Source organism: Micromonospora sp. R77, assembly GCF_022747945.1.
GTDB lineage: Bacteria > Actinomycetota > Actinomycetes > Mycobacteriales > Micromonosporaceae > Micromonospora.
Genome location: NZ_JALDST010000001.1, coordinates 3,154,207 through 3,178,020 on the forward strand (window position 1 = coordinate 3,154,207; position 23,814 = coordinate 3,178,020).

At 73.7% G+C, this 23,814-nt stretch carries 23 protein-coding genes and 2 pseudogenes; 15 read left to right on the forward strand and 10 right to left on the reverse strand.

Features of this window, described 5'->3' with window-relative positions; all coding sequences use genetic code 11:
• The first annotated feature begins 1 nt into the window (after position 1).
• From nuoI to MRQ36_RS14775, 7 genes are all read left to right on the forward strand, one after another.
• Positions 2 to 655: an NADH-quinone oxidoreductase subunit NuoI gene (gene nuoI / locus MRQ36_RS14745; protein ID WP_242796052.1), complete on the forward strand. Its 654-nt coding sequence runs from the start codon at positions 2 to 4 to the stop codon at positions 653 to 655.
• A complete protein-coding gene (locus MRQ36_RS14750; RefSeq protein ID WP_242796054.1) occupies positions 652 to 1,425 on the forward strand; it encodes an NADH-quinone oxidoreductase subunit J in 774 nt (257 codons plus the stop codon). The genes nuoI and MRQ36_RS14750 overlap by 4 nt, the downstream gene beginning before the upstream one ends.
• Positions 1,422 to 1,721: an NADH-quinone oxidoreductase subunit NuoK gene (gene nuoK / locus MRQ36_RS14755; RefSeq protein WP_088959269.1), complete on the forward strand. Its 300-nt coding sequence runs from the start codon at positions 1,422 to 1,424 to the stop codon at positions 1,719 to 1,721. The genes MRQ36_RS14750 and nuoK overlap by 4 nt, the downstream gene beginning before the upstream one ends.
• Before the next feature lie 11 nt (positions 1,722 to 1,732).
• A complete protein-coding gene (nuoL, locus tag MRQ36_RS14760; RefSeq protein ID WP_242796056.1) occupies positions 1,733 to 3,658 on the forward strand; it encodes an NADH-quinone oxidoreductase subunit L in 1,926 nt (641 codons plus the stop codon).
• 64 nt (positions 3,659 to 3,722) lie between these two features.
• A complete protein-coding gene (locus tag MRQ36_RS14765) occupies positions 3,723 to 5,255 on the forward strand; it encodes an NADH-quinone oxidoreductase subunit M (protein WP_242796058.1) in 1,533 nt (510 codons plus the stop codon).
• Positions 5,252 to 6,799 carry an NADH-quinone oxidoreductase subunit NuoN gene (gene nuoN, locus MRQ36_RS14770; RefSeq protein ID WP_242796060.1) on the forward strand — a complete coding sequence of 516 codons (1,548 nt, stop codon included), beginning with the start codon at positions 5,252 to 5,254 and terminating at the stop codon, positions 6,797 to 6,799. The genes MRQ36_RS14765 and nuoN overlap by 4 nt, the downstream gene beginning before the upstream one ends.
• A gap of 88 nt (positions 6,800 to 6,887) precedes the next feature.
• Positions 6,888 to 7,973 (forward strand): polyprenyl synthetase family protein, encoded by a 1,086-nt coding sequence (locus MRQ36_RS14775; RefSeq protein WP_242796062.1) that lies wholly within the window; start codon positions 6,888 to 6,890, stop codon positions 7,971 to 7,973.
• A 171-nt stretch (positions 7,974 to 8,144) separates the two neighbouring features.
• Here MRQ36_RS14775 and MRQ36_RS14780 read toward each other — a convergent pair whose 3' ends face one another.
• The 3 genes and pseudogenes from MRQ36_RS14780 to MRQ36_RS14790 all read right to left on the reverse strand — a co-directional run bounded on the left by MRQ36_RS14780 (position 8,145) and on the right by MRQ36_RS14790 (position 10,513).
• A complete protein-coding gene (locus MRQ36_RS14780; protein WP_374250189.1) occupies positions 8,145 to 8,546 on the reverse strand; it encodes an MFS transporter in 402 nt (133 codons plus the stop codon).
• A 107-nt stretch (positions 8,547 to 8,653) separates the two neighbouring features.
• Positions 8,654 to 9,313 (reverse strand): annotated as a pseudogene (locus tag MRQ36_RS14785) (MFS transporter); the annotation flags it as partial.
• Positions 9,314 to 9,349: 36 nt separating this feature from the next.
• Positions 9,350 to 10,513, reverse strand: a complete 1,164-nt coding sequence (locus MRQ36_RS14790; RefSeq protein WP_242796066.1) for an acyltransferase — start codon at positions 10,511 to 10,513, stop codon at positions 9,350 to 9,352.
• Positions 10,514 to 10,773: 260 nt separating this feature from the next.
• On the opposite strand from MRQ36_RS14790, the gene MRQ36_RS14795 reads away from it, so the two are divergent.
• The 3 genes from MRQ36_RS14795 to MRQ36_RS14805 all read left to right on the forward strand — a co-directional run bounded on the left by MRQ36_RS14795 (position 10,774) and on the right by MRQ36_RS14805 (position 12,958).
• A complete protein-coding gene (locus MRQ36_RS14795) occupies positions 10,774 to 11,556 on the forward strand; it encodes an IclR family transcriptional regulator (RefSeq protein WP_242796067.1) in 783 nt (260 codons plus the stop codon).
• 224 nt (positions 11,557 to 11,780) lie between these two features.
• Positions 11,781 to 12,275: a sigma-70 family RNA polymerase sigma factor gene (locus MRQ36_RS14800; protein ID WP_242801114.1), complete on the forward strand. Its 495-nt coding sequence runs from the start codon at positions 11,781 to 11,783 to the stop codon at positions 12,273 to 12,275.
• On the forward strand, positions 12,272 to 12,958 hold the full coding sequence (locus MRQ36_RS14805) for an anti-sigma factor (RefSeq protein WP_242796068.1): 687 nt from the start codon (positions 12,272 to 12,274) through the stop codon (positions 12,956 to 12,958). Before MRQ36_RS14800 ends, MRQ36_RS14805 begins: the two co-directional genes overlap by 4 nt.
• 4 nt (positions 12,959 to 12,962) lie before the next feature.
• Here MRQ36_RS14805 and rarD read toward each other — a convergent pair whose 3' ends face one another.
• From rarD to eccE, 4 genes are all read right to left on the reverse strand, one after another.
• On the reverse strand, positions 12,963 to 13,892 hold the full coding sequence (rarD, locus tag MRQ36_RS14810; protein ID WP_242796069.1) for an EamA family transporter RarD: 930 nt from the start codon (positions 13,890 to 13,892) through the stop codon (positions 12,963 to 12,965).
• The gene (locus MRQ36_RS14815) at positions 13,889 to 14,377 is read right to left on the reverse strand and encodes a GNAT family N-acetyltransferase (protein WP_242796070.1); all 489 of its coding nucleotides are present in this window, start codon (positions 14,375 to 14,377) and stop codon (positions 13,889 to 13,891) included. Before MRQ36_RS14815 ends, rarD begins: the two co-directional genes overlap by 4 nt.
• An 89-nt stretch (positions 14,378 to 14,466) precedes the next feature.
• The gene (locus MRQ36_RS14820; RefSeq protein WP_242796071.1) at positions 14,467 to 14,853 is read right to left on the reverse strand and encodes a phage holin family protein; all 387 of its coding nucleotides are present in this window, start codon (positions 14,851 to 14,853) and stop codon (positions 14,467 to 14,469) included.
• A 41-nt stretch (positions 14,854 to 14,894) separates the two neighbouring features.
• A complete protein-coding gene (gene eccE / locus MRQ36_RS14825; protein ID WP_374250193.1) occupies positions 14,895 to 16,784 on the reverse strand; it encodes a type VII secretion protein EccE in 1,890 nt (629 codons plus the stop codon).
• Positions 16,785 to 16,923: 139 nt separating this feature from the next.
• Between eccE and MRQ36_RS14830 the strand changes: the two genes are divergently transcribed.
• Together MRQ36_RS14830 and MRQ36_RS14835 are read left to right on the forward strand one after the other, a co-directional pair.
• The gene (locus MRQ36_RS14830) at positions 16,924 to 17,241 is read left to right on the forward strand and encodes a WXG100 family type VII secretion target (RefSeq protein ID WP_242796073.1); all 318 of its coding nucleotides are present in this window, start codon (positions 16,924 to 16,926) and stop codon (positions 17,239 to 17,241) included.
• Positions 17,242 to 17,257: 16 nt separating this feature from the next.
• Positions 17,258 to 17,551, forward strand: a complete 294-nt coding sequence (locus MRQ36_RS14835) for a WXG100 family type VII secretion target (protein ID WP_242796075.1) — start codon at positions 17,258 to 17,260, stop codon at positions 17,549 to 17,551.
• Between the two features lie 137 nt (positions 17,552 to 17,688).
• Here the strand turns inward: MRQ36_RS14835 and mycP are convergent.
• Positions 17,689 to 18,885 (reverse strand): annotated as a pseudogene (gene mycP, locus MRQ36_RS14840) (type VII secretion-associated serine protease mycosin); the annotation flags it as partial.
• A gap of 152 nt (positions 18,886 to 19,037) precedes the next feature.
• Here mycP and MRQ36_RS34445 point away from each other — a divergent pair.
• From MRQ36_RS34445 to MRQ36_RS14855, 3 genes are read left to right on the forward strand one after another with little or no spacing between them, the layout of a single operon-like run.
• Positions 19,038 to 19,658: an SseB family protein gene (locus MRQ36_RS34445; protein WP_374250195.1), complete on the forward strand. Its 621-nt coding sequence runs from the start codon at positions 19,038 to 19,040 to the stop codon at positions 19,656 to 19,658.
• A complete protein-coding gene (locus MRQ36_RS14850) occupies positions 19,625 to 21,877 on the forward strand; it encodes an SseB family protein (protein WP_242796077.1) in 2,253 nt (750 codons plus the stop codon). Before MRQ36_RS34445 ends, MRQ36_RS14850 begins: the two co-directional genes overlap by 34 nt.
• Entirely contained in the window at positions 21,874 to 22,239 is a 366-nt protein-coding gene (locus MRQ36_RS14855) for a hypothetical protein (RefSeq protein WP_242796079.1), read from the forward strand. Before MRQ36_RS14850 ends, MRQ36_RS14855 begins: the two co-directional genes overlap by 4 nt.
• A gap of 1 nt (position 22,240) precedes the next feature.
• Here the strand turns inward: MRQ36_RS14855 and MRQ36_RS14860 are convergent, their stop codons facing one another.
• Positions 22,241 to 23,173, reverse strand: coding sequence for an alpha/beta fold hydrolase (locus MRQ36_RS14860; protein ID WP_242796081.1), 933 nt, complete (start codon positions 23,171 to 23,173; stop codon positions 22,241 to 22,243).
• Positions 23,174 to 23,249: 76 nt separating this feature from the next.
• Entirely contained in the window at positions 23,250 to 23,735 is a 486-nt protein-coding gene (locus tag MRQ36_RS14865) for a hypothetical protein (RefSeq protein WP_242796084.1), read from the reverse strand.
• Positions 23,736 to 23,814 lie beyond the last annotated feature (79 nt).

Below are 23,814 nucleotides of genomic sequence, written 5' to 3' on the forward strand. Positions count from 1 at the left end.
CGTGGGCACGATCACCGGAACGTTCAAGGGCTTCGGGGTCACCTTCTCGCACATGTTCAAGAAGGTGGTCACCACCGACTACCCGTTCAAGCCGCCGGTCTCGGCGCCGCGCTACCACGGGCGGCACATCCTGAACCGGCACCCGGACGGGCTGGAGAAGTGCATCGGCTGCGAGCTGTGCGCCTGGGCCTGCCCGGCGGACGCGATCTATGTGGAGGGCGGCGACAACACCGAGGAGCAGCGCTTCTCCCCGGGTGAGCGGTACGCCAGCGTCTACCAGATCAACTACGCCCGGTGCATCTTCTGCGGGCTCTGCATCGAGGCCTGCCCGACCCGTTCGCTCACCATGAGCAACGAGTACGAGCTGGCCCGGGACAACCGGCAGGACCTGATCTTCACCAAGGAGCAGCTGCTCGCGCCGCTGCTCGAGGGCATGGAGCAGCCGCCGCACCCGATGCGGCTCGGCGACAGCGAGAAGGACTACTACATCGGCTCGCTGACCAACCCGGGCACGTCGGCCGGCGCCGAGCGCTCCCCGGCGGGCGGTCGGTACCAGGTCGAGGAGCACCCGGGCGTGACCTTCCCCGGTGCCGAGCAGGCGGCCCAGCGGGCCGCCGACGGCCAGGTCGCGGCGGGCAAGGGAGAAGGCGCATGACCACGTCCACGGTGCTCGCCGAGGCGGCCCAGGTCTCCGGCGGCGAGGCGGTGACCTTCTGGATCCTCGCCCCGCTCGCGCTGATCGGCGCGATCGGCATGGTCTGGGCCCGCAACGCGGTGCACTCCGCGCTCTGGCTGGTGCTGACCATGCTCTGCCTGGGCGTCTTCTACGTGCTCCAGGCGGGTCCGTTCATCGGCATGGTGCAGATCATCGTCTACACCGGCGCGATCATGATGCTCTTCCTGTTCGTGCTGATGCTGGTCGGCCGGGACGCCTCGGACTCGCTGATCGAGACGCTGCGCGGGCAGCGGGTCGCAGCGGTCGTGCTCGGGCTCGGCTTCGCCGGCCTGGTCGGCAGCGGCCTCTACCGGGCGGTGCACGGCGTCCGGGCGGTCGGGCTGGAGCAGGCCAACGCCGAGGGGAACGTGCAGGGCATCGCCCGGCTGCTCTTCACCAAGTACGTCTTCGCCTTCGAGCTGACCTCGGCGCTGCTGATCACGGCGGCCGTCGGCGCGATGGTGCTGGCGCACGTGGAGCGGCGCAAGGAGGACCGGATGGACCAGGTCGCCACCATGAAGGCCCGGTTCCGCCCCGGCAACTACCCCGGCCCGAAGCCCGGTCCGGGCGTCTTCGCCACCTCCTCCTCGGTGGCCACCCCGGCCCGCCTGCCCGACGGCCGGCTGACCGACCGCAGCACGCCGGACATCCTGCCGGTCCGTGAGCTGACCGCCGAGGAGACCTCGTTGAAGGGGACCGAGATCAAGTGACCCCCGACTACTACCTGATCCTCGCCGCGGTGCTGTTCACCATCGGTGCCGTCGGCGTGCTGGTCCGGCGCAACGCGATCGTGCTGTTCATGTGCGTCGAGCTGATGCTCAACGCGGCCAACCTGACGCTGGTCACCTTCAGCCGGATCAACGGTGACCTCAACGGCCAGATCATGGCGTTCTTCGTGATGGTGGTGGCGGCGGCCGAGGTCGTGGTCGGGCTCGCGATCATCATGTCGATCTTCCGGACCCGACGCTCCGCGAGTGTCGACGACGCCAACCTGCTGAAGTACTGAGGGGCCCTGCGGTGGAAGAGACTGTGGAATACGCCCACGCCAGTGGACTCCTGGGCAGCGTCTGGCTGCTGGTGGCGATCCCGCTGGCGAGCGCGGCGATCCTGCTGCTGCTCGGCCGGCGGGCCGACCGCTGGGGGCACTGGTTGGGGGTGGCCGCCATCGGCGCCGCCTTCGTGCTCGGCCTGACCTACTTCTTCCAGCTGCGTGGCCTGGAGAACAAGTCGGTCGAGCAGAGCCTCTGGCAGTTCATCTCGGTCGGCAACTTCAAGGTGGACTTCGGCCTGCTCTTCGACCCGCTGGCCGCGGTCTTCGTGCTGCTGATCACCGGGGTGGGCTTCCTGATCCACCTCTACGCGGTGGAGTACATGGCGCACGACGAGGGCCGGCGACGGTTCTTCGCGTACTTCAACCTCTTCGTCGCCGCGATGCTGCTGCTGGTGCTCGGCAACAACTACGTGATGCTCTACTTCGGCTGGGAAGGCGTCGGTCTGGCGTCGTACCTGCTGATCTCCTTCTGGTACGGGCGGCCGAGCGCGGCCACCGCCGGTAAGAAGGCGTTCCTGATGAACCGGGTCGGCGACGCCGGCCTGGCCATCGGCATCTTCGTCATGTTCGCCACCCTCGGCACCACCCAGTACGACGAGGTGTTCAACGGGATCGGCTCGGTCGGCGCGACCACGGTGCTGGTGCTCGGCCTGCTGCTGCTGCTCGGCGCGACCGGCAAGTCCGGCCAGTTCCCGCTCCAGGCGTGGCTGCCGGACGCGATGGAGGGTCCGACCCCGGTGTCGGCGCTCATCCACGCGGCCACCATGGTCACCGCGGGCGTCTACCTGATCGCCCGGTCCAACCCGATCTTCTCGGCCAACGCGACGCTCCAGCTCGTGGTGGTCAGCGTCGGCGCGATCACCCTGCTGATGGGCTGCCTCATCGGCGCGGCCAAGGACGACATCAAGCGGGTGCTGGCCTGGTCCACGGTCAGCCAGATCGGCTACATGTTCCTCGGCGTCGGGCTCGGCGGCGCGGCGTACGCGCTGGCCATCGTGCACCTGCTGGCGCACGGCTTCTTCAAGGCCAACATGTTCCTCGGCGCCGGTTCGGTCATGCACGGCATGAACGACCAGGTGGACATCCGCCGCTTCGGCAACCTCTCCAAGTACATGAAGGTCACCTGGCTGACCTTCATGATGGGCTGGCTCGCCATCATCGGCATGTTCCCGTTCTCCGGCTTCTTCTCCAAGGAGCCGATCATCGTGGCCGCGTTCGAGCGGGAGGGCTGGACCGCCTGGCTCTTCGGCGGTGCGGCGCTGCTCGGTGCCGGGCTCACCGCCTTCTACATGACCCGGCTCTTCGTGCTCACCTTCCACGGTCCGGCCCGCTGGACCGAGGACATCGAGCACCCGCACGAGTCGCCGAAGCTGATGACCATCCCGCTGATCCTGCTGGCGATCGGTTCCGTCGGCGCCGGTTTCCTGCTCGCCACCTCCGTGCCGGACTGGCTCCAGGCCACCGCCGGGCTGGGCGGCCAGGAGGAGGGACAGGAGGCGGTCCTCGCGCACTGGCTGATCACCGCGCTCTCGCTGCTGGTCACCGTGCTCGGCGCCGGGCTTGCCTGGTTCCTGTTCCGTAACGGCACGGCCACCGAGCCGCAGCCGGCGGGCGTGCTGGTCACCGCGGCCCGCCGCAACCTCTACACCGACGCCGTCAACGAGGCGGTCTTCGAGAAGCCGGGCATCTTCCTCACCCGGGCGCTGGTCTTCCTCGACAACCGGGGCGTCGACGGGCTGGTCAACGGCCTCGCCGCCGCGGTGGGCGGTGGCTCGGGCCGGCTCCGGCGGCTGCAGACCGGTTTCGTGCGGTCGTACGCGACCTCGATCCTGACCGGCGCGCTGCTCGTGGTGGCGGCGTTCCTGGCGGTGCAGGCGGGGTGGCTGGCGTGATCGACCTCAACCCGGCCGCCCCCGCCGGCGGACCACGCAGTCACGACGGAGGTAAGGCCGAATAATGTCCAACTTCCCGTTCCTCTCGGTGCTGACCGTGGCACCGCTGGTCGGCGCGCTGGTGGTGGCCCTGCTGCCCCGCCGGTCGCCGGACCTGGCCAAGCTGGTGGCGTTCGGCTGGTCGCTGTTGGTGCTGGTGCTCTCGGTGGTCATGTGGATCACGTTCCAGGCGGGCGGTGACCGGTTCCAGTTCCGTGAGTCGTACGCCTGGATCCCGAACTGGGGCGTGAACTTCACCTTCGCGGCCGACGGCATCGCCCTGGTCATGCTGATGCTGATCGCGATCCTGGTGCCGCTGGTGATCCTCGCCTCCTGGCACGACGCCGAGTCGTCGAAGCGTTCGGTGCCGGCCTATTTCGCGCTGCTGCTCGTCCTCGAGTGCACGATGATCGGCGTCTTCGCCGCCGCCGACGTCTTCCTGTTCTATGTGTTCTTCGAGGTCATGCTGGTGCCGATGTACTTCCTGATCGGCAGCTACGGCGGCCACCAGCGGCAGTACGCGGCGGTGAAGTTCTTCCTCTACTCGCTGGTCGGCGGCCTGTTCATGCTGGCCGCGGTGATCGGCCTCTGGGTGGTCGGCGGGAAGACCTTCGACTGGCAGGCGCTGAGCCAGGTGGACATCTCCACCGGCACCGCCCGCTGGCTCTTCCTGGGCTTCTTCCTCGCCTTCGCTATCAAGGCGCCGTTCTTCCCGTTCCACACCTGGCTGCCGGACGCCGGTGGTGCGGCCCCGGCGGGTGCGGCGGCGCTGCTGGTCGGCGTACTCGACAAGGTCGGCACCTTCGGCATCCTGCGCTACTGCCTGCCGCTCTTCCCGGAGGCGTCCCGGTGGTTCGCGCCGTGGGCGCTGGCGCTGGGCCTGATCGGCATCATCTACGCGGCGCTGCTGGCGGTCGGCCAGAACGACCTGAAGCGGCTGGTGTCGTACACCTCGATCGCGCACTTCGGCTTCATCGGGGTCGGCATCTTCGCCTTCACCACCCAGGCCGGCACCGGCGCGGTGCTCTACATGCTCAACCACGGCCTCGCGACCGGCCTGCTCTTCCTGGTGGTGGGCATGCTGATCGCCCGCCGCGGCTCGTCGCTGATCAGCGACTTCGGCGGCGCGGGCAAGCTCGTCCCGCTGCTGGCCGGGGTGCTCTTCTTCGCCGGTCTCGCCTCGCTGGCGCTGCCCGGCACCGCGCCGTTCGTCTCCGAGTTCCTGGTGCTGATCGGCACCTTCACCACCAACAAGCCGGTCGCGGTGATCGCCACGCTCGGCATCATCCTGGCCGCCGCGTACGTGCTCTGGATGATCCAGCGCACCACCCAGGGCACGCTCAACCCGGCGCTGACCGAGACCCCGGGCATGCGCCGGGATCTCAGCCTGCGCGAGAAGATCGTGGTAGCCCCGTTGATCGCGCTGATCGTGCTGCTCGGCTTCTATCCCAAGCCGGTCACCGATGTCATCAACCCCGCCGTGCAGGCGACCATGCAGGACGTCGGTCGCACCGACCCGGCGCCCACGGTCGGCAGCGTCCAGGAGGCCGCGAAGTGAGTGAACTGAAGCTGCCGTCGATCGACTACGCGGCGCTCGCTCCGATCCTGATCATGCTGGGTGTTGCCCTGGTGGGCGTGCTCGTCGAGGCGTTCGTGCCGCGCCGGCTGCGCAACACGGTGCAGTTGCTGCTCGCCCTGGCGGCGGTGCTCGGCGCGCTCACCATGGTGATCCTCAACGCCGACGACCGGCTGGTCACCGCCGGCCAGGCGATCGCGGTGGACGGGCCGACGCTCTTCCTCCAGGGCACGATCCTGGTCCTCGCCGCGATGGCGCTGCTGCTGATGGGCGAGCGCGCGGTGGAGCGGGGCGGGGTCTTCGTGGCCCACGCCGCGGTCACCGCCGAGTCGGTCGACGACCGGCGGCAGGCCGAGGGTGCCGGCGGCACCACCGAGGTGTACCCGCTGACCACGTTCGCGATCGGCGGCATGCTGATCTTCGTGGCGGCGAACGACCTGCTGACCATGTTCATCGCGCTCGAGGTCTTCTCGCTGCCGCTCTACCTGCTCTGCGCGCTGGCCCGTCGCCGGCGGCTGCTGAGCCAGGAGGCGGCGATGAAGTACTTCCTGCTCGGCGCGTACGCCTCGGCGTTCTTCCTGTTCGGCGTGGCGCTGGTCTACGGCTTCACCTCGGGCATCCCGGGCCGGGTGGCCGGCGTCGACTTCGCCACCGTGCACGCCGCGGTCGAGGAGTCCTCGTCCAGCCGGGTCCTGCTCTTCGCCGGCATGGCGCTGCTCTCCATCGGGCTGCTCTTCAAGGCCGCCGCCGCGCCGTTCCACGTCTGGACGCCGGACGTCTACCAGGGTGCGCCGACCGCGGTCACCGGCTTCATGGCGTCCTGCACCAAGGTGGCCGCGTTCGGCGCCCTGCTGCGGGTCTTCCACGTGGCCTTCTCCGGGGCCGCCTGGGACTTCATCCCGGTGCTCGGCGTGGTGGCGGTGCTGACCATGCTGGTCGGCGCGGTGCTGGCGGTCACGCAGACCGACATCAAGCGGCTGCTGGCCTACTCGTCGATCGCGAACGCCGGCTACCTGCTGGTCGGCGTGCTGGCCAAGGGCGGCGTCTCCGGCACCATGTTCTACCTGGCCGCGTACGGCTTCTCGGTGCTGGCCGCGTTCGCCGTGGTGACCCTGGTCCGGGACGCCGACGGGGAGGCCACCCACCTGTCCCGCTGGGCGGGTCTGGGCCGACGGTCGCCGTTCTTCGCCGCGATCTTCACCTTCATCCTGCTGGCCTTCGCCGGTATCCCGCTGACCAGCGGGTTCACCAGCAAGTTCGCCGTCTTCGCCCCGGCGCTGGACGCCGGCCAGGCCTGGCTGGTGATCGCCGGTGTGCTGACCAGCATGGTGCTGGCCTTCCCCTACCTGCGGGTCGTGGTGATGATGTGGCTCTCCGAGCCGGGCGAGTCCACCCCGACCGTCACCGTGCCCGGCGCACTCACCTCGGCGGCCCTGGTGATCGGCGTACTGGCCACCGTCGCCCTGGGCGTGGTGCCGGGTCCGCTGCTCGACCTGGCCAACGGTGCCGCCGATTTCGTGCGATGACCGAGGTCGTCCCACCGGGGGCCGGTACGCGTCGCGTACCGGCCCCCGGTCCGTATCCCCTCCGCCGGGCTGGTCGAACGGGTGTGGCATGGTTGGAGACGTGGTGATTCCGGCTGGCGAGCGTTCAGGTGCTTCCGGCTCCGGCGGCCGTCGGGGCGCCGAGGGCACGGGTCAGTTCGGCACGCTCGGCCTCCATCTCGCCGACCCTCGTGTCGAGGCGTCCGTGCTGAGCGTGCTCGACTCCGTCGAGGGTGAGCTGCGGGCCAACGTGGCGAGCGCCGACCCGCTGGTCAGCGAGGCGGCCCGGCACCTGGTCGAGGCCGGCGGGAAGCGGTTCCGGCCGCTGCTCGTGGCGCTGGGGGCGCAGTTCGGTGATCCGGCGTCGCCGGCGGTCGTACCGGCCGCGGTGGTGATGGAGCTCACCCACCTGGCGACGCTGTACCACGACGACGTGATGGACGAGGCGGTCGTCCGGCGGGGTGCGCCGAGCGCCAACTCGCGCTGGACCAACTCGGTGGCCATCCTGGTCGGCGACTTCCTCTTCGCCCGCGCCGCGGACATCTCCGCCGACCTCGGCACCGAGGCGGTACGCCTCCAGGCGCGCACCTTCGCCCGGCTGGTGCACGGTCAGATCGCCGAGACCGTCGGCCCCCGGGGCGACGAGGACCCGGTCGCGCACTATCTGCACGTCATCGCCGAGAAGACCGGTTCGCTGATCGCCACCTCGGCCCGCTTCGGCGGCCTGTTCAGCGGTGCGTCCACGGCGCACATCGAGGCCCTGGCCGGCTATGGCGAGACCATCGGGGTGGCCTTCCAGCTCTCCGACGACCTGCTCGACATCGCCTCCGAGTCGACGCAGTCGGGCAAGACGCCGGGCACCGACCTCCGGGAGGGCGTACCGACGCTGCCGGTGCTCTACGCGCTCGCCTCCGACGACGCGGACGCCGCCAGCGTGCGGCTGCGGGAGATCCTGGCGACCGGCCCGCTGGTCGACGACGCCCTGCACGCGGAGGCGCTCGGCCTGCTGCGCGAGTCGCCCGCGCTCAAGCGGGCCCGTGAGACGGTCCGCAGCTATGCCGAGGACGCCCGCACCCAGCTCGCCCCGCTCCCGCCCGGCCCCTCCCGCCGCGCCCTCGAATCCCTCTGCGACTACATCGCCGACCGCACCAGCTAACCCCCACCCCACCCCCTCCCCTCCCGCCTCACCCGGCCGCGCCGAGGCACACCGAGTCGATCATGGGGTTGGCGGCGGTGTGGATCTCCTTGACTGCCGCCAACCCCATGATCAACGGGCCGTCCGGCCGTCCGGCCGTCCGGCCCGGGTGGCCCGGGTGGGAGGGCCGGGTCAGGGGTGGGTGAGGAGGCGGGTGGCGGTGAGCATGAGGAGGGCGGCGAGGAGCATCGCGGTGGCTGCGGTCGCCCACATGGTCGGGTAGCCGAGGGACTCGGCGAGGGCGCCGAGGCCCAGCGGGCCGAGGCAGCCGCCCGCGTACACGCCGGTCTGGGTGATCGAGGTGGCCGCGGCCGGGGCCTGCGGGTGGAGCCGGACCACCGCGAAGTTCATCAGCCCGGGCCAGGCCCAGCCCAGGCCGAAGCCGAGCACCACGCCGGCGACCAGCGGCACCGGGCCGGCCAGTGCGAGCAGGCCCAGCCCGCCGGCGCCGACCACCAGCATGCCGGCGATGAGCGCGACGTGCCCGCCCGCCCGGCGGTCGGCGAGCCAGCCGACGCCGATCCGGGCCGCCACGCAGACCGCGCTGCCGAGGGTGAGGGTGAGGCCGGCCAGGGCGGGGAGAGTCCCCGGCCGGCCGACGAGGCGACCACGAAGGTGCCCAGGGCGTTCGCCGCGGCGGCCGCCAGGGTGGCGGCCAGCCCGACCACGACCAGCGCCAGGGTGGCCCGGTCCGACCGGGCCGCCGCCGGCTGCCGGTCCCGCGCCGGCTCCTCGAGGGGTACGGCCGGCAGCGCGGCCAGGGCGGCGACGGCAGCCGCCACGAAGGCCCACCGCCAGCCCACGGTCAGCGCGACGGCGGGCACCGCCGCGCCGGCCAGCAGCGTCGAGATCGGGACGGCAGCCTGCTTCACCCCGAAGGAGAGTCCCTGCCGGTGGGCGGGCACGTGCCGGGCCAGCGCGGCGTTGCTGGCGAGCTGCCCGAGGGCGTTCGCGGCGGCGCTGAGCCCGAGCAGGCCGACCAGCGTCGGGTACGACCGGGCCAGCCCCGCCACGGCCAGGAGCGAACCGGCGGAGAGCAGGATGCCGGCGCGGGCGACAACGGCGGGGCCGTACCGCTCGACGAGCGCCCCGGAGGGCGTCGAGGCGAGCGCGCTGATCCCGAAGTAGACCGACACGGCCAGCCCCAGGCCGGCGGGGGAGAAGCCCAGCTCGGCACCGAGCTGGACAGCGAGCCCGCCGACCAGGAAGACCGGCAGCACACAGGCGACGGTGGTGGCGACGGCACCGGCGCCGACGCGGGCGGCGTTCGTCGTCGGCCGCGTCGCCACCACCTCGATCACCCTCCCGGGTCGGTCGCCCGGGGTGACCGGGCCGGGTCAGGTCACGGTCACCGGCGGCGTCGGCATCGGTTCGGGGTCCCGCCGGACCGAGAAGCGGCGCATCATCGGCCGTTCCACCAGCGTGTGGAGCAGCCAGGACAGCAGTACGGTCACCCCCGCCAGCAGGCCGAGCACGCCGAGCGCCGCGGCGTTCGGCCAGCTGCGGCCGCCGAGCCACCGGTGGCCGTAGTCCAGCACCAGCGGGTGCCACAGGTAGAACGCGAAGGATATCTCACCCAGCCAGACCAGCACCGGATGAGCGAGCCAGGTGCGCGGTCGCTCCTCCGTGTCGGTGACCGCCGCGGCCGCGATGACCAGACCGAGGGGCACCACCATCACCGCCACGTACGCGTAGGTGAGCGGAAAGAGCCCGGCGACCGCGTACGTCGCCAGGGCGAGGGTGACCGCGCCGCCGAGGCGCAGCGGCATGCGGTGCCCGGTGAGGACCAGCCGGGCCAGCAGGATGCCCAGCACGAACTCCAGCAGCCGTACGGGCGGGAACAGGTACAGGAACCAGAACGCCCACGCCGAGACCGGCTCCGCCGCGTACGGGAGCAGCGGCTGGTCGGGCAGGGCCCGCGCCACGGTCGGCATGGCGGCGACGGCCAGGACTGTCGCGCCTGTCCAGAGCCAGAGCCGGTCCGGTCTGATCCGCAGCACGGCGCGCAGCAGGACCGGGAATAACAGATAGAACAGCAGCTCGCAGGAGAGCGACCAGGCGACCGGGTTGATCGCCAGTGCGGTCTCCAGCCGGGGTGACCAGGCCTGCACGAGCAGCAGCGTGGCCAGCGCGTCGCCGGTGGACACCGCCGTCCCCGCCACGAGGAGCAGGAGCAGCAGCGCGACGACGGTGGTCACCAGGTAGTTCGGGTAGATCTTGACCAGGCGGCGTCGCCAGAAGGCCGTCACGGTGTCCGTCGGGCGGGCCACCCAGGTCAGCACGAAGCCGCTGAGCAGAAAGAAGAAGCTCACCCCCGCCCAGCCGCCCTGGAACAGCAGCGCGCTGAGCGTGGTCGAGACCCGTGGTGAGGCGAAGAAGGCCTGGTACGTCGCGTGGAACGCGAAGACCATGGCGGCGGCGACGAAGCGCAGCCCGGTCAGGGACGGCAGGCGGGACTGGCGGTCGATGCGGAAGGCATCGATGGGATTCGTGGAAACCATGGCCAGACGGTCACACGGGGTGACGGCCCGGACAGCTTCGAGATTGCGCACTTGGCCCGGGCCGGCGGGAACCGCACAAGATCGGTTGACAGGACCGGTGCGATACCGGGACCGAACGGGCCATCGGGCGAGGTTTTGCAGCTCTTCGTGTCTGTCGGTGCACGCAGTGTGTCCGGTGATCTGGCATCCTCCATCCGAACAGGCATTTCGCACTCGGCCTGTTTTTCATATGGTGTAAGTCCCCGGCGGCGGAGGTGGTTGTGCGCGACCCCTTGGCGGAACCTTCGGACCTCATCCGAAGTGTCTCCCGCGCGCTTCGAGTGCTCGAGTCGGTCGGTCGTGCGCCGAAGGGCCTGACCGTCAAGCAGATCGCCCGCCGCTGCGAGCTGACCGTGGCCACCACGTACCACCTGGTCCGGACGCTGGCGTACGAGGGCTACGTGATCCGCCGGGAGGACGGCACCTACATCGTCGGGCTGGAGGTGGCCGACCGGTACCGGGAGCTGGTGACCGCCTTCCGTGGGCCGCCCGCCGTCGGTGAGTCCCTGCGCCGGGCCGCCGCCGACACCGGCTACAGCCACTACCTCGGGCGCTTCGTCGGCGGCCAGGTCGCCATCACCGGGGTCGCCGAGGGGCCGCGCTCGCCCTACCTGGAGGACCTGGTTCCGGGCTTCGACGAGGGCGCGCACGCCACCGCGCTCGGCAAGAGCCTGCTCGCCACCCTCACCGCCGAGCAGCGCTTCCGCTACCTGCGCGAATACGGCATGCGCCCGTTCACCGGCGCCACCCTCACCACCACCGAGGCGTTCGAGGCCGACCTGGCCGCCGGGGACCGGCGCGGCATGCAACTGGAGCTGGGGCAGTTCCGGCAGGGCGTCGCCTGCGCCGCCGTGCTGGTCACCCCCGACAAGGACATCGAGCGGCGGGTGGTGCTGGCCTGCGCGCTGCCGGCCAGCGAGATGATGACCTCCGCCCGGGTGGTCCGGGCGAAGCTGCTCACCGTGGCGCGCTCCGTCGCCGACGGCATCGCCACCGACAACTGACGCCGACGGGCCCCCTCCCGGGCAGGAAGGGGCCCGTCGGGACGGTCCAGCGCCGGATCGCCGGGGGAGGGTCCTCAGCTACCCACCGGGCCGCCGACGAGGCGGCCGGCAACGGGAGCAGCAGGGACGGCTGAACCGATCCGGGTCACCGCACGTATTCACGGGCGAACGCACCGCCGGGCTCACCGTCCGAGGAGACCGCCATCAGCGACCACGACGCCCACCTGCTCCGCGCGCTGCACGACGAACATGCCGACGCGCTCTTCGCGCACGCCCTGCGGCTGGTCAACGGCGACCGGACGCGCGCCGAGGACCTGGTGCAGGAGACGCTGCTGCGGGCCTGGCGGCACCCGGAGTCGCTGGACCCGCGACGCGGTTCGGTCCGGGCCTGGCTCTTCACCACCGCCCGGAACCTGGCCATCGACGCCTGGCGACGCCGGTCCGCCCGGGTCGGCGAGGTCTACACCGACGAGCTGCCCGAGCCTCCCGCGACGGTCGACGAGGCGGAGCGCGCGGTGGAGGCGTGGACCGTGGCCGAGGCCCTGAACCGGCTCAGCCCGACCCACCGGGAGGTGCTGGTCGAGTGCTTCTATCAGGGACGGTCGGTGGCCGAGGCCGCCGCCCGGCTCGGCGTCCCGCCGGGCACGGTGAAGTCGCGCACCCACTACGCACTGCGCTCACTACGGTTGGTGCTGGCCGAGATGGGGGTGACCGGATGACCCACTGCGAGTTCGCGCACGACGACGGCGCGTACGTGCTGGGTGCCCTCGCCCCCGCCGACCGCGCCGCCTACGAACGGCACCTCGCCGGCTGCGCGGCCTGCCGGGAGGCGGTGGCCGAGATCGCCGTGCTGCCCGGCCTGCTCGGCCGGCTCGACCCGGCCGGGCTGGAGCAGTTCCTGCCGTCCGGGTCGGAGACCTCCCGGCTGCCCGCCCTGCTCGACGCCGCGCGGGAGCGCCGGCGCCGGGACCGGTCCCGCTCACGCCGACGGTACGCGGTGAGCACCCTCGCCGCGGCCCTGCTCGCCGTGCTGGTGGGCGTCGGGGTGACCCTGCTCCGGCCGGCCGCGCCACCCCCGCCGAAGGTGCCGCTGGTGGCGATGCGCCCGGTCGCCGAGGCGGTGCCGGTGCACGCCGAGCTGGCGCTGAACAGCACCGGCTGGGGGACCGAGGTGACCATGCGCTGCGGCTACGACCGGCGGGCCGGGCACCGCGAGGCGTACACCTTCCGGCTGGTGGCGCACGGCCCGGACGGCGCGACGGAGCAGGTCGGCTCCTGGCTGGCCGCCCCCGGCGACGACGTGCGCCTCACCGGCGCCACCCATTTCACCCGCGGTGAGCTGGTCCGGCTGGAACTCCTGCGCGGCGACGGCACCCCGGTCCTGGCCTACGACGTCCGCTGAGGGGTCAGCGGGCGGCGGGGACCGGGGTGGCCTCGGCCGCCGCCCGGGCCTCGGCGCGGGCGTGCCCGGCCTGGCGCAGGGCGTCGACCGTGAAGACGATCAGGGCGGCCCAGACCAGCGCGAAGCCGGCGAGCCGGGCCGGTGGCATCGGCTCGTGGAAGATCAGCACCCCGCAGCCGAGCTGGAGCGTCGGGGTCAGGTACTGCAGCATGCCGACCGCGGAGAGCGGCAGCCGGTTCGCCGCACCGGCGAAGAGCAGCAGCGGGACGGCGGTCGCCGCGCCGGCCAGCACCAGCAGCGTGGTGTGCCCGGCCGACACGTGCCCGAACGTCGACTCGCCGCGCCGGACCAACCAGCCGAGGTAGGCCAGCGCGGGCAGTGCCAGCACCGCCGACTCGACGAAGAGCCCCTCGGCGGCCGGCAGCCCGAGCCGCTTCTTGACCAGGCCGTACCCGGCGAAGCTGACCGCCAGGGTGAGCGCCAGCCAGGGCAGGCGTCCGTAGTCGACGGTCAGTACCGCGACGGCCAGCGCGCCCACGCCGAGGGCGGCCCACTGCGCCGGGCGGAGCCGCTCCCGCAGCACGAAGACCCCGAGCAGCACCGAGACCAGCGGGTTGATGAAGTAGCCGAGGGCCGTCTCCACCACCCGGTCGGAGTTCACCCCGTAGATGTAGACGCCCCAGTTGACCGCGATCAGGGCGGCTGCGCCGACGATGCCGGCCAGCGTCCGGGGCCGGTGGGCCAGGGCCCGCAGGAAACCGAAGTTGCGCAGCGCGGCGAGCAGCAGCGCCACGAACGCCACCGACCAGACCACCCGGTGCGCCAGGATCTCCATCGGCCCGGCCGGGCGCAGCAGCTTGAAGTAGATCGGGAAGAAACCCCAGAGCAGGTACGCGCCGAGCCCGTACAGGTAGCCGAGGCGGGTCTGGTTCACCCCTCCACCGTAAGGGGCGAATCGCCGGACGGTTCCTTTCCGGTGACCCGGTTCACCCGCTGGTCCCACTCCATGAAGCGGTCCGGCGCGACCAGGGTGAAGCCGAGCTTCCCGTACACCCCGTGCGCGTCCGCGGTGGCCAGCAGGATCCGGCGTACGCCGAGCTCGGCCAGGTGGTCGCGGACCGCGCCGGCCAGCCAGGTGCCCAGCCCCCGACCCCGCTCGGCCCGGTCCACGTAGACGTCGCAGAGCCAGCCGAAGGTCGCCCGGTCGGTGACCACCCGGGCCACGGCCACCTGCCGGCCGTCGCCGGGCCGGTAGACGCCGAAACCGAGCGAGCCGGCGAAGGCGCGCGCCACCGTCTCCCGGTCCCGCCCCAGCGCCCAGTACGCGTCGGTGGAGAGCCACCGGTGCACCAGGTCGAGGTCGAGGCGGTCGGCAGCGGTGCTGAGCTGGTAGCCGTCGGGGCGGGTCACGGTGAACACCCCTGCGACGCTAGTCCCGGCGCCGGGCCCCCTCGCCAGCCAATTCCCGCCCACTGGCCTGGCCGGGTGGGCGGGAACCGGCGGACGGCTCAGTCGCGGTCGAGGACCGCGCCGAGGAGCCAGGTGACGATGCCGACGAAGAGCGCGCCGAGGACCGCAGCCGGCCAGAAACCGTCCACGTGGAACGGCAGGCCGGCCTGGTCGGCGATCCAACTGGTCAGCAGGAAGAGCAGGCCGTTCACCACCAGCGCGATCAGACCGAGGGTCAGCAGGTAGAAGCCGCAACCGACGGTCTTGATGATCGGCTGGAGCACCGCGTTGACCACTCCGAAGATCACCGCGACCAGCACCAGGGTGAGCACCGCGTCGGTCGCCGAGTCGGAGTCCAGCGAGATGCCCGGGATGAGCAGCGTGGCCAACCAGAAGGCGACCGCCGTGGAGCCCAGCCGGATCAGAAGACCCTTCAGAAAACCCATGGCCGGGATCGTGCCACGCCCCGGCCACCGACGGAACCCGCTCAACCCCGGGTCGGGCGCCCCACCAACTGCGACTCGATCGGCGTCGGGGAGAGCAGTGCCCAACGCAGGGCCCGCCGGTTCACCACCGCCACCATGTCGTCCCGGATCCGGGTCAACCACTCCGCCGACCCGCCGAGCCCCAGCGCGGCACCGGCCAGCGCGGCCTCGCCCGGGTCCAACGGTTGCAGGATCGCCAGGTCGGCCCGGCCGAGCGCGTCCACGTCGGCCGGGGTCAGCTCGTCCCGGACCACCAGGGTGGACTGCCAGGGCGGGCCGGGCGGGGCGTCGGCCGGCGCCGGACCGGCGTCCAGCACCAGCAGCAGCGGCTGCAGCGGGCTGCCGGGCGGGCCACCCACCGGACGGCCGGGCGGCGTCACCGGGATCGCGCCGACCCCCCGGACGAACCGCTCCCACACCTGGGGACGGGTGGTCTGCACCACCACCCGGGCACCGAGGGCCAGCGCGCGCAGCACGGTGAGCTGCGCGACGCGTACCCCGCCGACCAGCATCAACCGGGTCGCCTCCGGACGGAACAGCCGGACCGTGACCGCCCCGCCGTGCCGGTTCGCCCCCACCATCAGCCCGGCCTCGCCCAGCGGCAACTCCAGCGCGTCCAGCGCCGCACCGCCCACCGAGGCACCGGGGCGGGCCACCGCCAGCGGCAGGGTGGCGGCCAGCCCGTCCACCTGCTCGCCGTCGAGCCGCCGCAGCTCGCCGCCGGCATCGGCGACCAACCGCCGCGCCGCCTGGGCGGCCAGCGCCAGCTCACCGGCGGTCCAGGCGGCCAGGCGTACGGTCAGCTCGGCCGGCACCGGACCGGATCCGGCGTGCGGACCGAACCCCAGCGACACGGTGGTCGCGGTGGCCGGCAACGCGAGCAGCCGGGGCACCAGCCGCTGGCCGGCCTCGACGCGCGGGTCCGGCCAGCGACGCATCCGGAAGGTGGTCTGCAGCAGACCCCCGGTGTGCACCGTCTGCCAGGACCCGCGGGTCGGTCCGCCGGCGTCGTGGTGGGCCAGTTCCGCCAGTACGCGCAGCGCCGCCTGCTCGCCCAGCGGACGCCCGGTCAGCGGGCCCAGCCGGCGGACGACCCGCCGGACCGTGCCGGAGAGGGCGCGCCGCAGCTCCTCGTCCGACCAGCCGTCGACCCGCAGCACCCGGACCGCCAGCACCGCCCGCTCCCGCCCGGCCAGCCGCCCGTCGGTGAGCTGCCGGTACGACGTGCCCGCCGTGCCGGCCGCGACCGCCGGGGCGGGCGCCGGTGACCCGGAGAGCAACAGCTGCACCCGGACCGGCGGGCTCTCCGGGGTGGCCGGCGGGAGCAGGGCGAGCGGCCCCGGCAGCAGCCGTCGGCCGTCGCCCAGCAGGTCGCCCGGGTCGCCGATCTCCAGCAGTGCGGTCAGCCCGGCCGCGTCGTCCACCACCGCGGCCGGGCCGCCGGCCAGCTCGGCGGAGCGCAGCTGTGCGCCCCGGTCGACCAGGTCCAGCAGCGCGGTCGGCCCGGCGGCCGGGGGCAGGACCCGCCGACGGGACAGGTGGGCCAGCCCGACGACCGCCCACTCGAAGAGCCACCGCCCGCGCAGCCGTACCCAGGCGCCGGGCAGCAGCAGCACGGCCAGCAGCAGGGCCCCGACAGTCGGCCAGGGCCCCCGCCCGACGGCCGCCGCGAGCACCGCCACCGCGACCTGCGCGGCCACCACCTGACCCACGCGTACGCCCACCCGGGACGCCGGGATCCACTGTGGTGGCAGCGGCTGGTGGCGGGCAGCCGGAAGTCCGGTCGCGCTCACCCTGCCTCCTCCGCCGCTCGTCGGGTGACGGTGGCGTGGCTCATCGTAAGGGGTCCGCCCCGGGCGCGTTGTCCACAGGGGAGCACCCGGGGGTAGCACATCAGGAACCGGACCGCTACCGTCAGCGACGAGTTCGCCGCGCGCCGCCGTCCCCTGCCCCACGCTCCGGCATCGCGTGGCTGTCCACGGTGGCCGTTCACACGGCCGACCACGACCGAGGAGACGAGGTGACGTCCGGGTGTCCCAGACCCAGGCAGAAGCCGCGGTGATGCAGCAGACCGCCGCGAAGTTCGAGCAGGTGGACCAGTCGTTGCAGACCATGCTGAGCGGCCTGATGGCGGAGCTGGAAGTGCTGCAACAGGCCTGGCGGGGTGCCGGCGGGCGCTCCTTCGAGCAGGTGAAGCAGCAGTGGGCGCAGGACCAGGCGGCGCTCCAGCGGGCCCTGCGGGAGACCGCCACCGCGATCCGCACCGCCGGCCAGCAGTACGACGTCTCGGACACCGAGGCCGCCAGCCGCGTCGCCGGCACCAACCGCGGCATCCAGTTGCCGCTCTGACCCCAGGGGAGAACCGATGGACCACGGTGTGCTGGTCGTCAACTTCGCCGCGCTGCACCAGGCCGGCGCGGACATCCAGAAGGCGCTGAACACCCTCGACAGCCAGCTCGGGCAGCTCGAACGCGACGCCGCGCCGCTGGTGGCGAGCTGGAACGGCGAGGCCCGCCAGGCGTACGAGCAGCGGCAGGCGCGATGGCGTGCCGCCTCGCAGGACCTCCAGGCGATGCTGCGCGACATCAAGCTGGCGGTGGAGGACTCCGCCTCCGACTACCTCGACACCGAGAAGAAGAACGTCGGCCTCTTCCAGTGAGGCCGGGCGGACGGCGGCGCGGACGACCTCGTCCGCGCCGCCGCCCGTGTCGGGTGCCGACGCACCGATCTTCGCTCGCCGCCGGGATCGCGAGCACCACCGGCAGCCGGCCGGGGTCGGTCTGCCGGCCGGGGTCGGTCAGGCGGGCGCCAGCGGCGCCGGTTGCCCCTCGGCAGCACCACGGCCAGCAGCACGGTGACCGTCGCCGCCGCCCCGGTGGCCCCGGCCACCAGCAGGGCCCGCCGCCGGGCCGTCGCCCGCCGTTCCTGCCGGGCCAGCGCCGCCGGGTCCACCCGCTCCGCCGGCAGCGCCGCCGCCCGACCCGGTCGCCCGGTGACCCGACCCGGCATCTCGGTGACCGCCCGGTACGGGTTCAGCGTCCCCGCGCCGTACCCGCCGGCCCGGCCGGGGGCCGGATCGGTGCTCTCGACGATCCGCTGCGCCACCTCGGCGGCGGTCAGCTCGGGGCGGTACTGCCGCACCAGTGCCGCCGTGGCGGCCACGAAGGGCGCGGCATAGCTGGTCCCCTCCGCCCGGTGGTGCCCCTGCTCCGGGGCGGCCATCAGCACGTCGGTGCCGGGGGCCACCAGGTCGACGTAGGGGCCGGTCTGCGAGAAGGGGGCCCGCACGCCGTCCGCCCCGATCGCACCCACCCCGAGCACCCCGTCGTACGCGGCCGGATAGGGGCGGGGGTCGCCGTTGTCGTGCAGGTTGCCCGCGGCGGCCACCACGACCACGTCCCGCCGCACCGCATAGGCGACCGCCGCCCGGACGGCCGGGTCGTCGGCGTAGAGCACCACCGAGAGGTTCAGCACGTCCGCGTGGTGGTCCACCGCCCAGCGGATCGCCCGGGCGAAGTCGGCCGCCCCGACCGTACGCCCCGACTCCCGCCCGTCGACCACCTGCTGCTCGCTGACGCGTACCGGCAGGATGCGGGCGCCCGGGGCGAGGCCCCGGAACGCCATGCCGGGGCGCGGCGACGCGACGATGATGCTCGCCACGCCGGTGCCGTGCCCGGCGCAGTCCCGGGTGCCGTCACCGCCCGGGTCGAGGAAGTCGGCGCCGTCGAGCACCCGCCCGGCGAGCTGCGGATGCCGGCGGTCCACCCCGGAGTCGACCACGGCGACCAGCACGCCGGCCCCGGTGGCGAGGGGGGTGAGCCGGTCCGGGGCGTACCGTTGCTGTGGCCACGGCTGGTCGGCGACCGGCCGGGCGGGCGCGGGCGGGTTGGCGCAGGTGGTCGCGGCCCGGGCGGCGACCGGCGCGGCCGGCAGGACGGCGACGAGGAGCGCCGCCAGCGCGGTGAGGGTCGGGCGGACGGTGGGCCGGGACATCGACGGCCTCCGTATCGTGTCGACTCCGGAACGCGATGTTAGCGCCTCGTCCGCGACGCGGTGAGCCGCCGACGGCCCACCATTGTGATCTTGATACCACCTTGTAGGTTGTACGCGATACCTATGGCCTGTTGGCGGGAGGAGGGGTGGCCGTGACCGAATGGGAGCCGGCCACCGAGGCCGAGACGGACCTGCAGGACGCCCTGCGCGCCCATGACCAGGAGCTCTACTTCCGCATCCTGACCCGCACCGAGCTGCTGCTGCCGGTCTCCGCGGAGGCGCTCGCCGGGCGGGCCCCGATGGGCTGGGGGACCTGGACCACCGGCGGCCGGACCCACGTGCTCGCCTTCACCTCCGCCGCCGCGCTGCGGGCCTGCCTCGGTGAGCACGCCGGCACCAGCCGCCGCGTCGCGTACGCCGACCTGGCGGCCGACTGGCCCAACCACGAGTGGTGGCTGGCGGTCAACCCCGGCCTGCCGATCGAGGGCTACCTGCCCGCCTGGTTCGTCGCGCAGCTCTCCCGCGGCGACGTCCGGCTGCCCGGCCGCACCATGGGTGCCCGCGCCCGGTTGGAACGCGCCGAGAACGCCGCCCGGGCCCGGGCCGGCGCGGACGCTCCGGTCGCGGCACCGGCCCCGGCGCCCCCGAGCATCCGGCCGCCCCTCGCGAGCCCGCCACGGTGCGGATCCCCACCGTTCCCGCCGCACCCGTCCCGGCACCCGCACCCGTCCCGCCGCCGGTGCCCACTCCGGCCGCCCCGCCGCCGCCGGTGATCGCCCCGCCGACGGTGCCGGTCCCGCCGACGGTGCCCGCCCCGGCCGGTCCGCCCGCCCGTGGTGGCGTGCCCGGGCAGCCGGCGTCGAACGGGGACCGGACGGCGGCGATGCCGACTCCCGCGCGGGTGTCGCTGCGCCGCGCCGCCGCGGAGGGCGAACAGCGCGACGCCGTCCGTGACCGGCCCACCCCGCCACCCCGGTCCCCGCTGCGCGCCGAGGAGAGCGGCGACAACCTGAGTGGTTGGCTCGCCGACCTCCGGCCCCGCCCGGACGGGACCGAGGCCGACGGAACGGGCACCGCCGCCGCGCCGGCCGGGACCGAACCGGCCAACGGCCGCCCCGGCGAGCCCGGTGGGCGTTCCTTCTTCGAGCCGGCATCCGGCCGCAGCCGCCGGATGTCGCCACTGGACAAGCCGCGCCGGACCGGTGACCGGGCCGTCCCGCCGACCCGCCTCGGTCAGGGCGGCCAGGCGTTCCCGCGTCGACGCCCGCTGAACGAGCCGGTGCGGGAGGAGCCCACCCGGGCCTTCCGGTTCAACGCCGACGAGACCACCCGGGCGATGCCCCGCCCCGCGCCGCCGGCCGACGAGACGACCCGGGCCTTCCCGACGCCCGCACCGGCGGGCGAGCCGGCCGTGGCGTTCCACGCGCCGGTGGGCGAGCCGGCCGGGGCGTTCCCGACGGTCGCGCCCGGCGACGAGTCCACCCAGGCGCTGCCGCGACGCCGGCCGCCCTCGGCCGAGCCGGCGGAGCCGGTGGCACCCGTGGTGCCGCCGGAGCCGACCCGGCCGATCCCGACCGGCCCGGCGTTCGCCCCGGTCGAGGAGCCGGAGGAGGTCCCCACCTCGGTCGTCGAGCCGGCCTCCGGGCCGCCGGCCGCCCGACGGGGCTTCTCGCCGATCGTCATCGAGGGCACCGTCATCGAGTCCCGGGACCTGGACCTCGCCGAGCCGGTGAGCCCGGCCGCGTCGGCCCCGGCCGAGGCCGCCCCCTGGGCCGGTCCGTCGACCGTGGCGGACGCACCCGCCGCCCCGGAGGAGGCCGACCCCGCGCCCGACACCGAGGTGCTCGGGACGGTCCGGACCGCTGCCGATCCGGTGCCGGCAGCCACCCCCGACGACCCCACGCTCCCGTTCCGCGCCGACGACAGCACCGTCCCGCTGGGCGTGCCGGCGGACCCGCCCCGGCCCGCGCCGGCCGCGGTGGCCGAGCCGGTCACCGAGGCGGTCCCGGCCGGGCCCGTCCCGGTCGACTTCCTGCCGGCCAACGAGGTCGAGGAGGACCTGCTCGGGGCCGCCGGCAGCGGCAGCACCGACACGTTCCTCTCCACCCTGCTGCTGGCCCGGGTGCTGCTGCCGGTGGCACCCGGTTCGGTGCCGGGCAGCCGACCGGGCGAGCCGGGCTTCGTCTGGCACACCGAGGAGCTGGACGGCGAGACGTACGTGGTGGTCTACACCTCGCCGGAGCGGCTCGCGGACCGGGCCGACGGGCCGGTCGACACGGTGCTGGTGCGGTTCGTGCAGCTGATCCGGCGCTGGCCCGACGAGAACTGGTCGTTCGCCGTCAACCCGGGCACCCCGGTCGGCGCGAAATATCCCGGCGAACAGGTCGTCGGGCTGGCGAACTGGGCCGCCGAGGTGGGGCTGGGCGACGACGCGGAGAGCGAACCGGAGCAGGCCGCCGCGGAACCGGTGAGCCGGCCCCGGCCCGCGCCCCCGGCCGTCGACCCGACCCTTCCGGTGACCATGCAGAAGGCGGTCGCCCCGAGCCAGCTCGCGTACTACCTGGAGCGCGGCTACGACCGGGTCTCCGGCTTCGTGCACCGGGCCAACGAACTGGCCCACCTGAACACCCCGGCGCAGCTCTACGATGCGCTCGGCCTCGGCCACCCCGACTCGCCGTTCACCCGGGACGCCGGCGAGATCTACGTGCTCCGCTGGCCGGCGCACCGCCCGAGCCTCTACCGCATCCCGTACGGGGGGCAGAACGAGGCGGCGATGCGGGCCATGGAGGGCTGGGTCATTGAACGCCCGCCGTTCCGGGGCAACGGTTTCGCCCCGGGCGAGAGCAGCGACGTGGTGGCCGAGTTCAAGGTGGACAGCGCCCGGCTGCCGCACGGCGCGCAGCTGTGGCGGATCGGCGCGGACGGCAGCGAACGGGTGATCGCCATCCTGGACACCGACGCGCTGCTCTGGCGACAGGTCGGTGCGGCGTGATCCGCGACGGTTACGTGGCCCGCTGGCAGGGCCGGGAATACCTGGCCAGCCCGGACGGCGACGACGTCCGGCTCTACCAGCCGGAACCCGGCGAGGGCTTCGAGGAGGTACGCCCCGGCCGGTACGTCCGGGTGCTGCCGCTGACCGAGGTCGACGACCTGGCGTACGTCCGGACCACCTGCACCTGGCAGGGGCAGCCGTTCATCGTGCTCGGCGAGCACGAGGGCTGGCTGCGGGTGGAGTACACCGGCGGCCGGTGGCCGGTGGCCCGGGCGATGGGGCTGGAGGTCTTCGACTTCGGCGTCTACCAGGGCTGGGCGCCGGCCGGCGAGGTGGCCGACCTGCGCGAGAAGCGGGTCTGACTCAGGACTTCGCCCAGCGCAGGATCTCGCCGAGCACCACCTCCGGCGCCTCCACGTGCGGGAAGTGGCCGACCTCGTCGAGCAGTCGCCACTCGTAGGGGGCGGTGACGTACCGGCCGGAGCCCTGGGCGGTGCGCGGCAGGGACGCGGTGTCCAGCGCCCCGTGCAGCTGGAGGGTCGGCGTGACCAGCGGCTTCTGCATCAGCCGGACGAACCGGTAGCCGTGCAGTCGGAGCACCGAGCGGAACGCCCAGCGGTAGCCCTCCAGCGCGCAGAAGGCGGCCTGCGGGATCCGCATGGCGGCCCGGCAGCAGCGGGCGTACTCGGCGAAGTCGGGGCCGGTGACCCAGCGTGGCCCGCCCCAGCGGCGCAGCATCTCCTCGACGGCTGCGGCGTCGTCGCGGGTCAGCACGTGCTCGTAGCGCGGTAGCTGGAACCGCAGCGCGGGGGTGGAGGCGGCGAACTGGCCGCGCGGGTCGGCGAAGATGGCCGCCCGCAGCCGCAGCGGGTGCGGTGCGCCGAGCACCACCAGCCGCCGGACCAGGGTGGGGTGGAACGACGCCGCCGTCCAGCCGATCAGCCCGCCGGCACCGGTGCCGACCACGGTGGCCGCGCGTTCGCCGAGCGCCCGGATCAGTCCGGCCACGTCGGCGGCGAGGGTGTAGCCGTCGTACCCCCGGGGTGGCTTGTCGCTGGCGCCGTAGCCGCGCAGGTCGACCGCGACCGCCCGGAACCCCGCGTCGGCGACCGCCGGCAGCATCTCCCGCCAGGCCCACCAGTATTCCGGGAAGCCGTGCAGGAAGAGCACCATCGGGCCGGTGCCGGCCTCGACGGCGTGGAACCGGCTGCCGTTCGCCCCGACGAACCGGTGCGTCCACGGTCCCTCGGTCAGGACGCAGGACTCGTCGACGGGCCCGCCATGCTGCTCGGTCATGTGCCACAGCCTAGGACCCGGGAAACCGCTGTCCGTCCCGACGACCCCGTCCGGCGCGGAACCGGCCGCCGGCACCTCAGCCGACCGGCTCGATCTTCCGCAGCTCGACCCGGGTGCCGGGCCCGCAGTCCACCCCGCTGGCGGGTGGTCCGACGGTGACCCGGACCCAGGTCCCGGTGCCCCAGTTCCCCATGTTCTCGCCGTGCAGCGCGTACTCCCGGCCGTCGTCGGTGACCAGGCCGTAGCAGGGGCCGGGGCCGCCCCGGCTGATCCGGCCGGCGAGCAGGTCGGGCCGGCGCAGGTCGGTGGGGTTGTCGGGCGGCGCGGTCGGTCGCCGCAGCGTCGGCAGGTCGGTGGCGGAGAACGGGGTACGCCCCGACGGCGCGACGGGCGACGGCGCGGCCGGCGTCGACGGTTCGGCTCCGGTGGGCGAGCTGGTGGACGGGTCGGGGGAGGCGGCCACGGGGGCTCCGTTCTCCGGCCGTGCGCAGCCGGCGAGGGTGGTGAGGACCAGCAGGGCGGCGAGACCGGTGTACGGGGCGGTGGCACGGGTGATGGGCACGCCGGTTGGACGGGTCGGGCCGGCACCGGGTTCCCGGTGTGACGAGGTGCCGAGCCGGACGACGCGTCTGGCCGGATCA

Bases quoted from the DNA above. Each gene is read 5' to 3' on its own strand.
- MRQ36_RS14820 (WP_242796071.1), bottom strand. From the start codon at position 14,853: ATGGGTTTTCTGAAGGGTCTTCTGATCCGGCTGGGCTCCACGGCGGTC.
- MRQ36_RS14790 (WP_242796066.1), bottom strand. From the start codon at position 10,513: ATGGTTTCCACGAATCCCATCGATGCCTTCCGCATCGACCGCCAGTCC.
- MRQ36_RS14860 (WP_242796081.1), bottom strand. From the start codon at position 23,173: ATGACCGAGCAGCATGGCGGGCCCGTCGACGAGTCCTGCGTCCTGACC.
- MRQ36_RS14805 (WP_242796068.1), top strand. From the start codon at position 12,272: ATGACCCACTGCGAGTTCGCGCACGACGACGGCGCGTACGTGCTGGGT.
- MRQ36_RS14775 (WP_242796062.1), top strand. From the start codon at position 6,888: ATGGTTGGAGACGTGGTGATTCCGGCTGGCGAGCGTTCAGGTGCTTCC.
- MRQ36_RS14750 (WP_242796054.1), top strand. From the start codon at position 652: ATGACCACGTCCACGGTGCTCGCCGAGGCGGCCCAGGTCTCCGGCGGC.
- MRQ36_RS14835 (WP_242796075.1), top strand. From the start codon at position 17,258: ATGGACCACGGTGTGCTGGTCGTCAACTTCGCCGCGCTGCACCAGGCC.
- MRQ36_RS14765 (WP_242796058.1), top strand. From the start codon at position 3,723: ATGTCCAACTTCCCGTTCCTCTCGGTGCTGACCGTGGCACCGCTGGTC.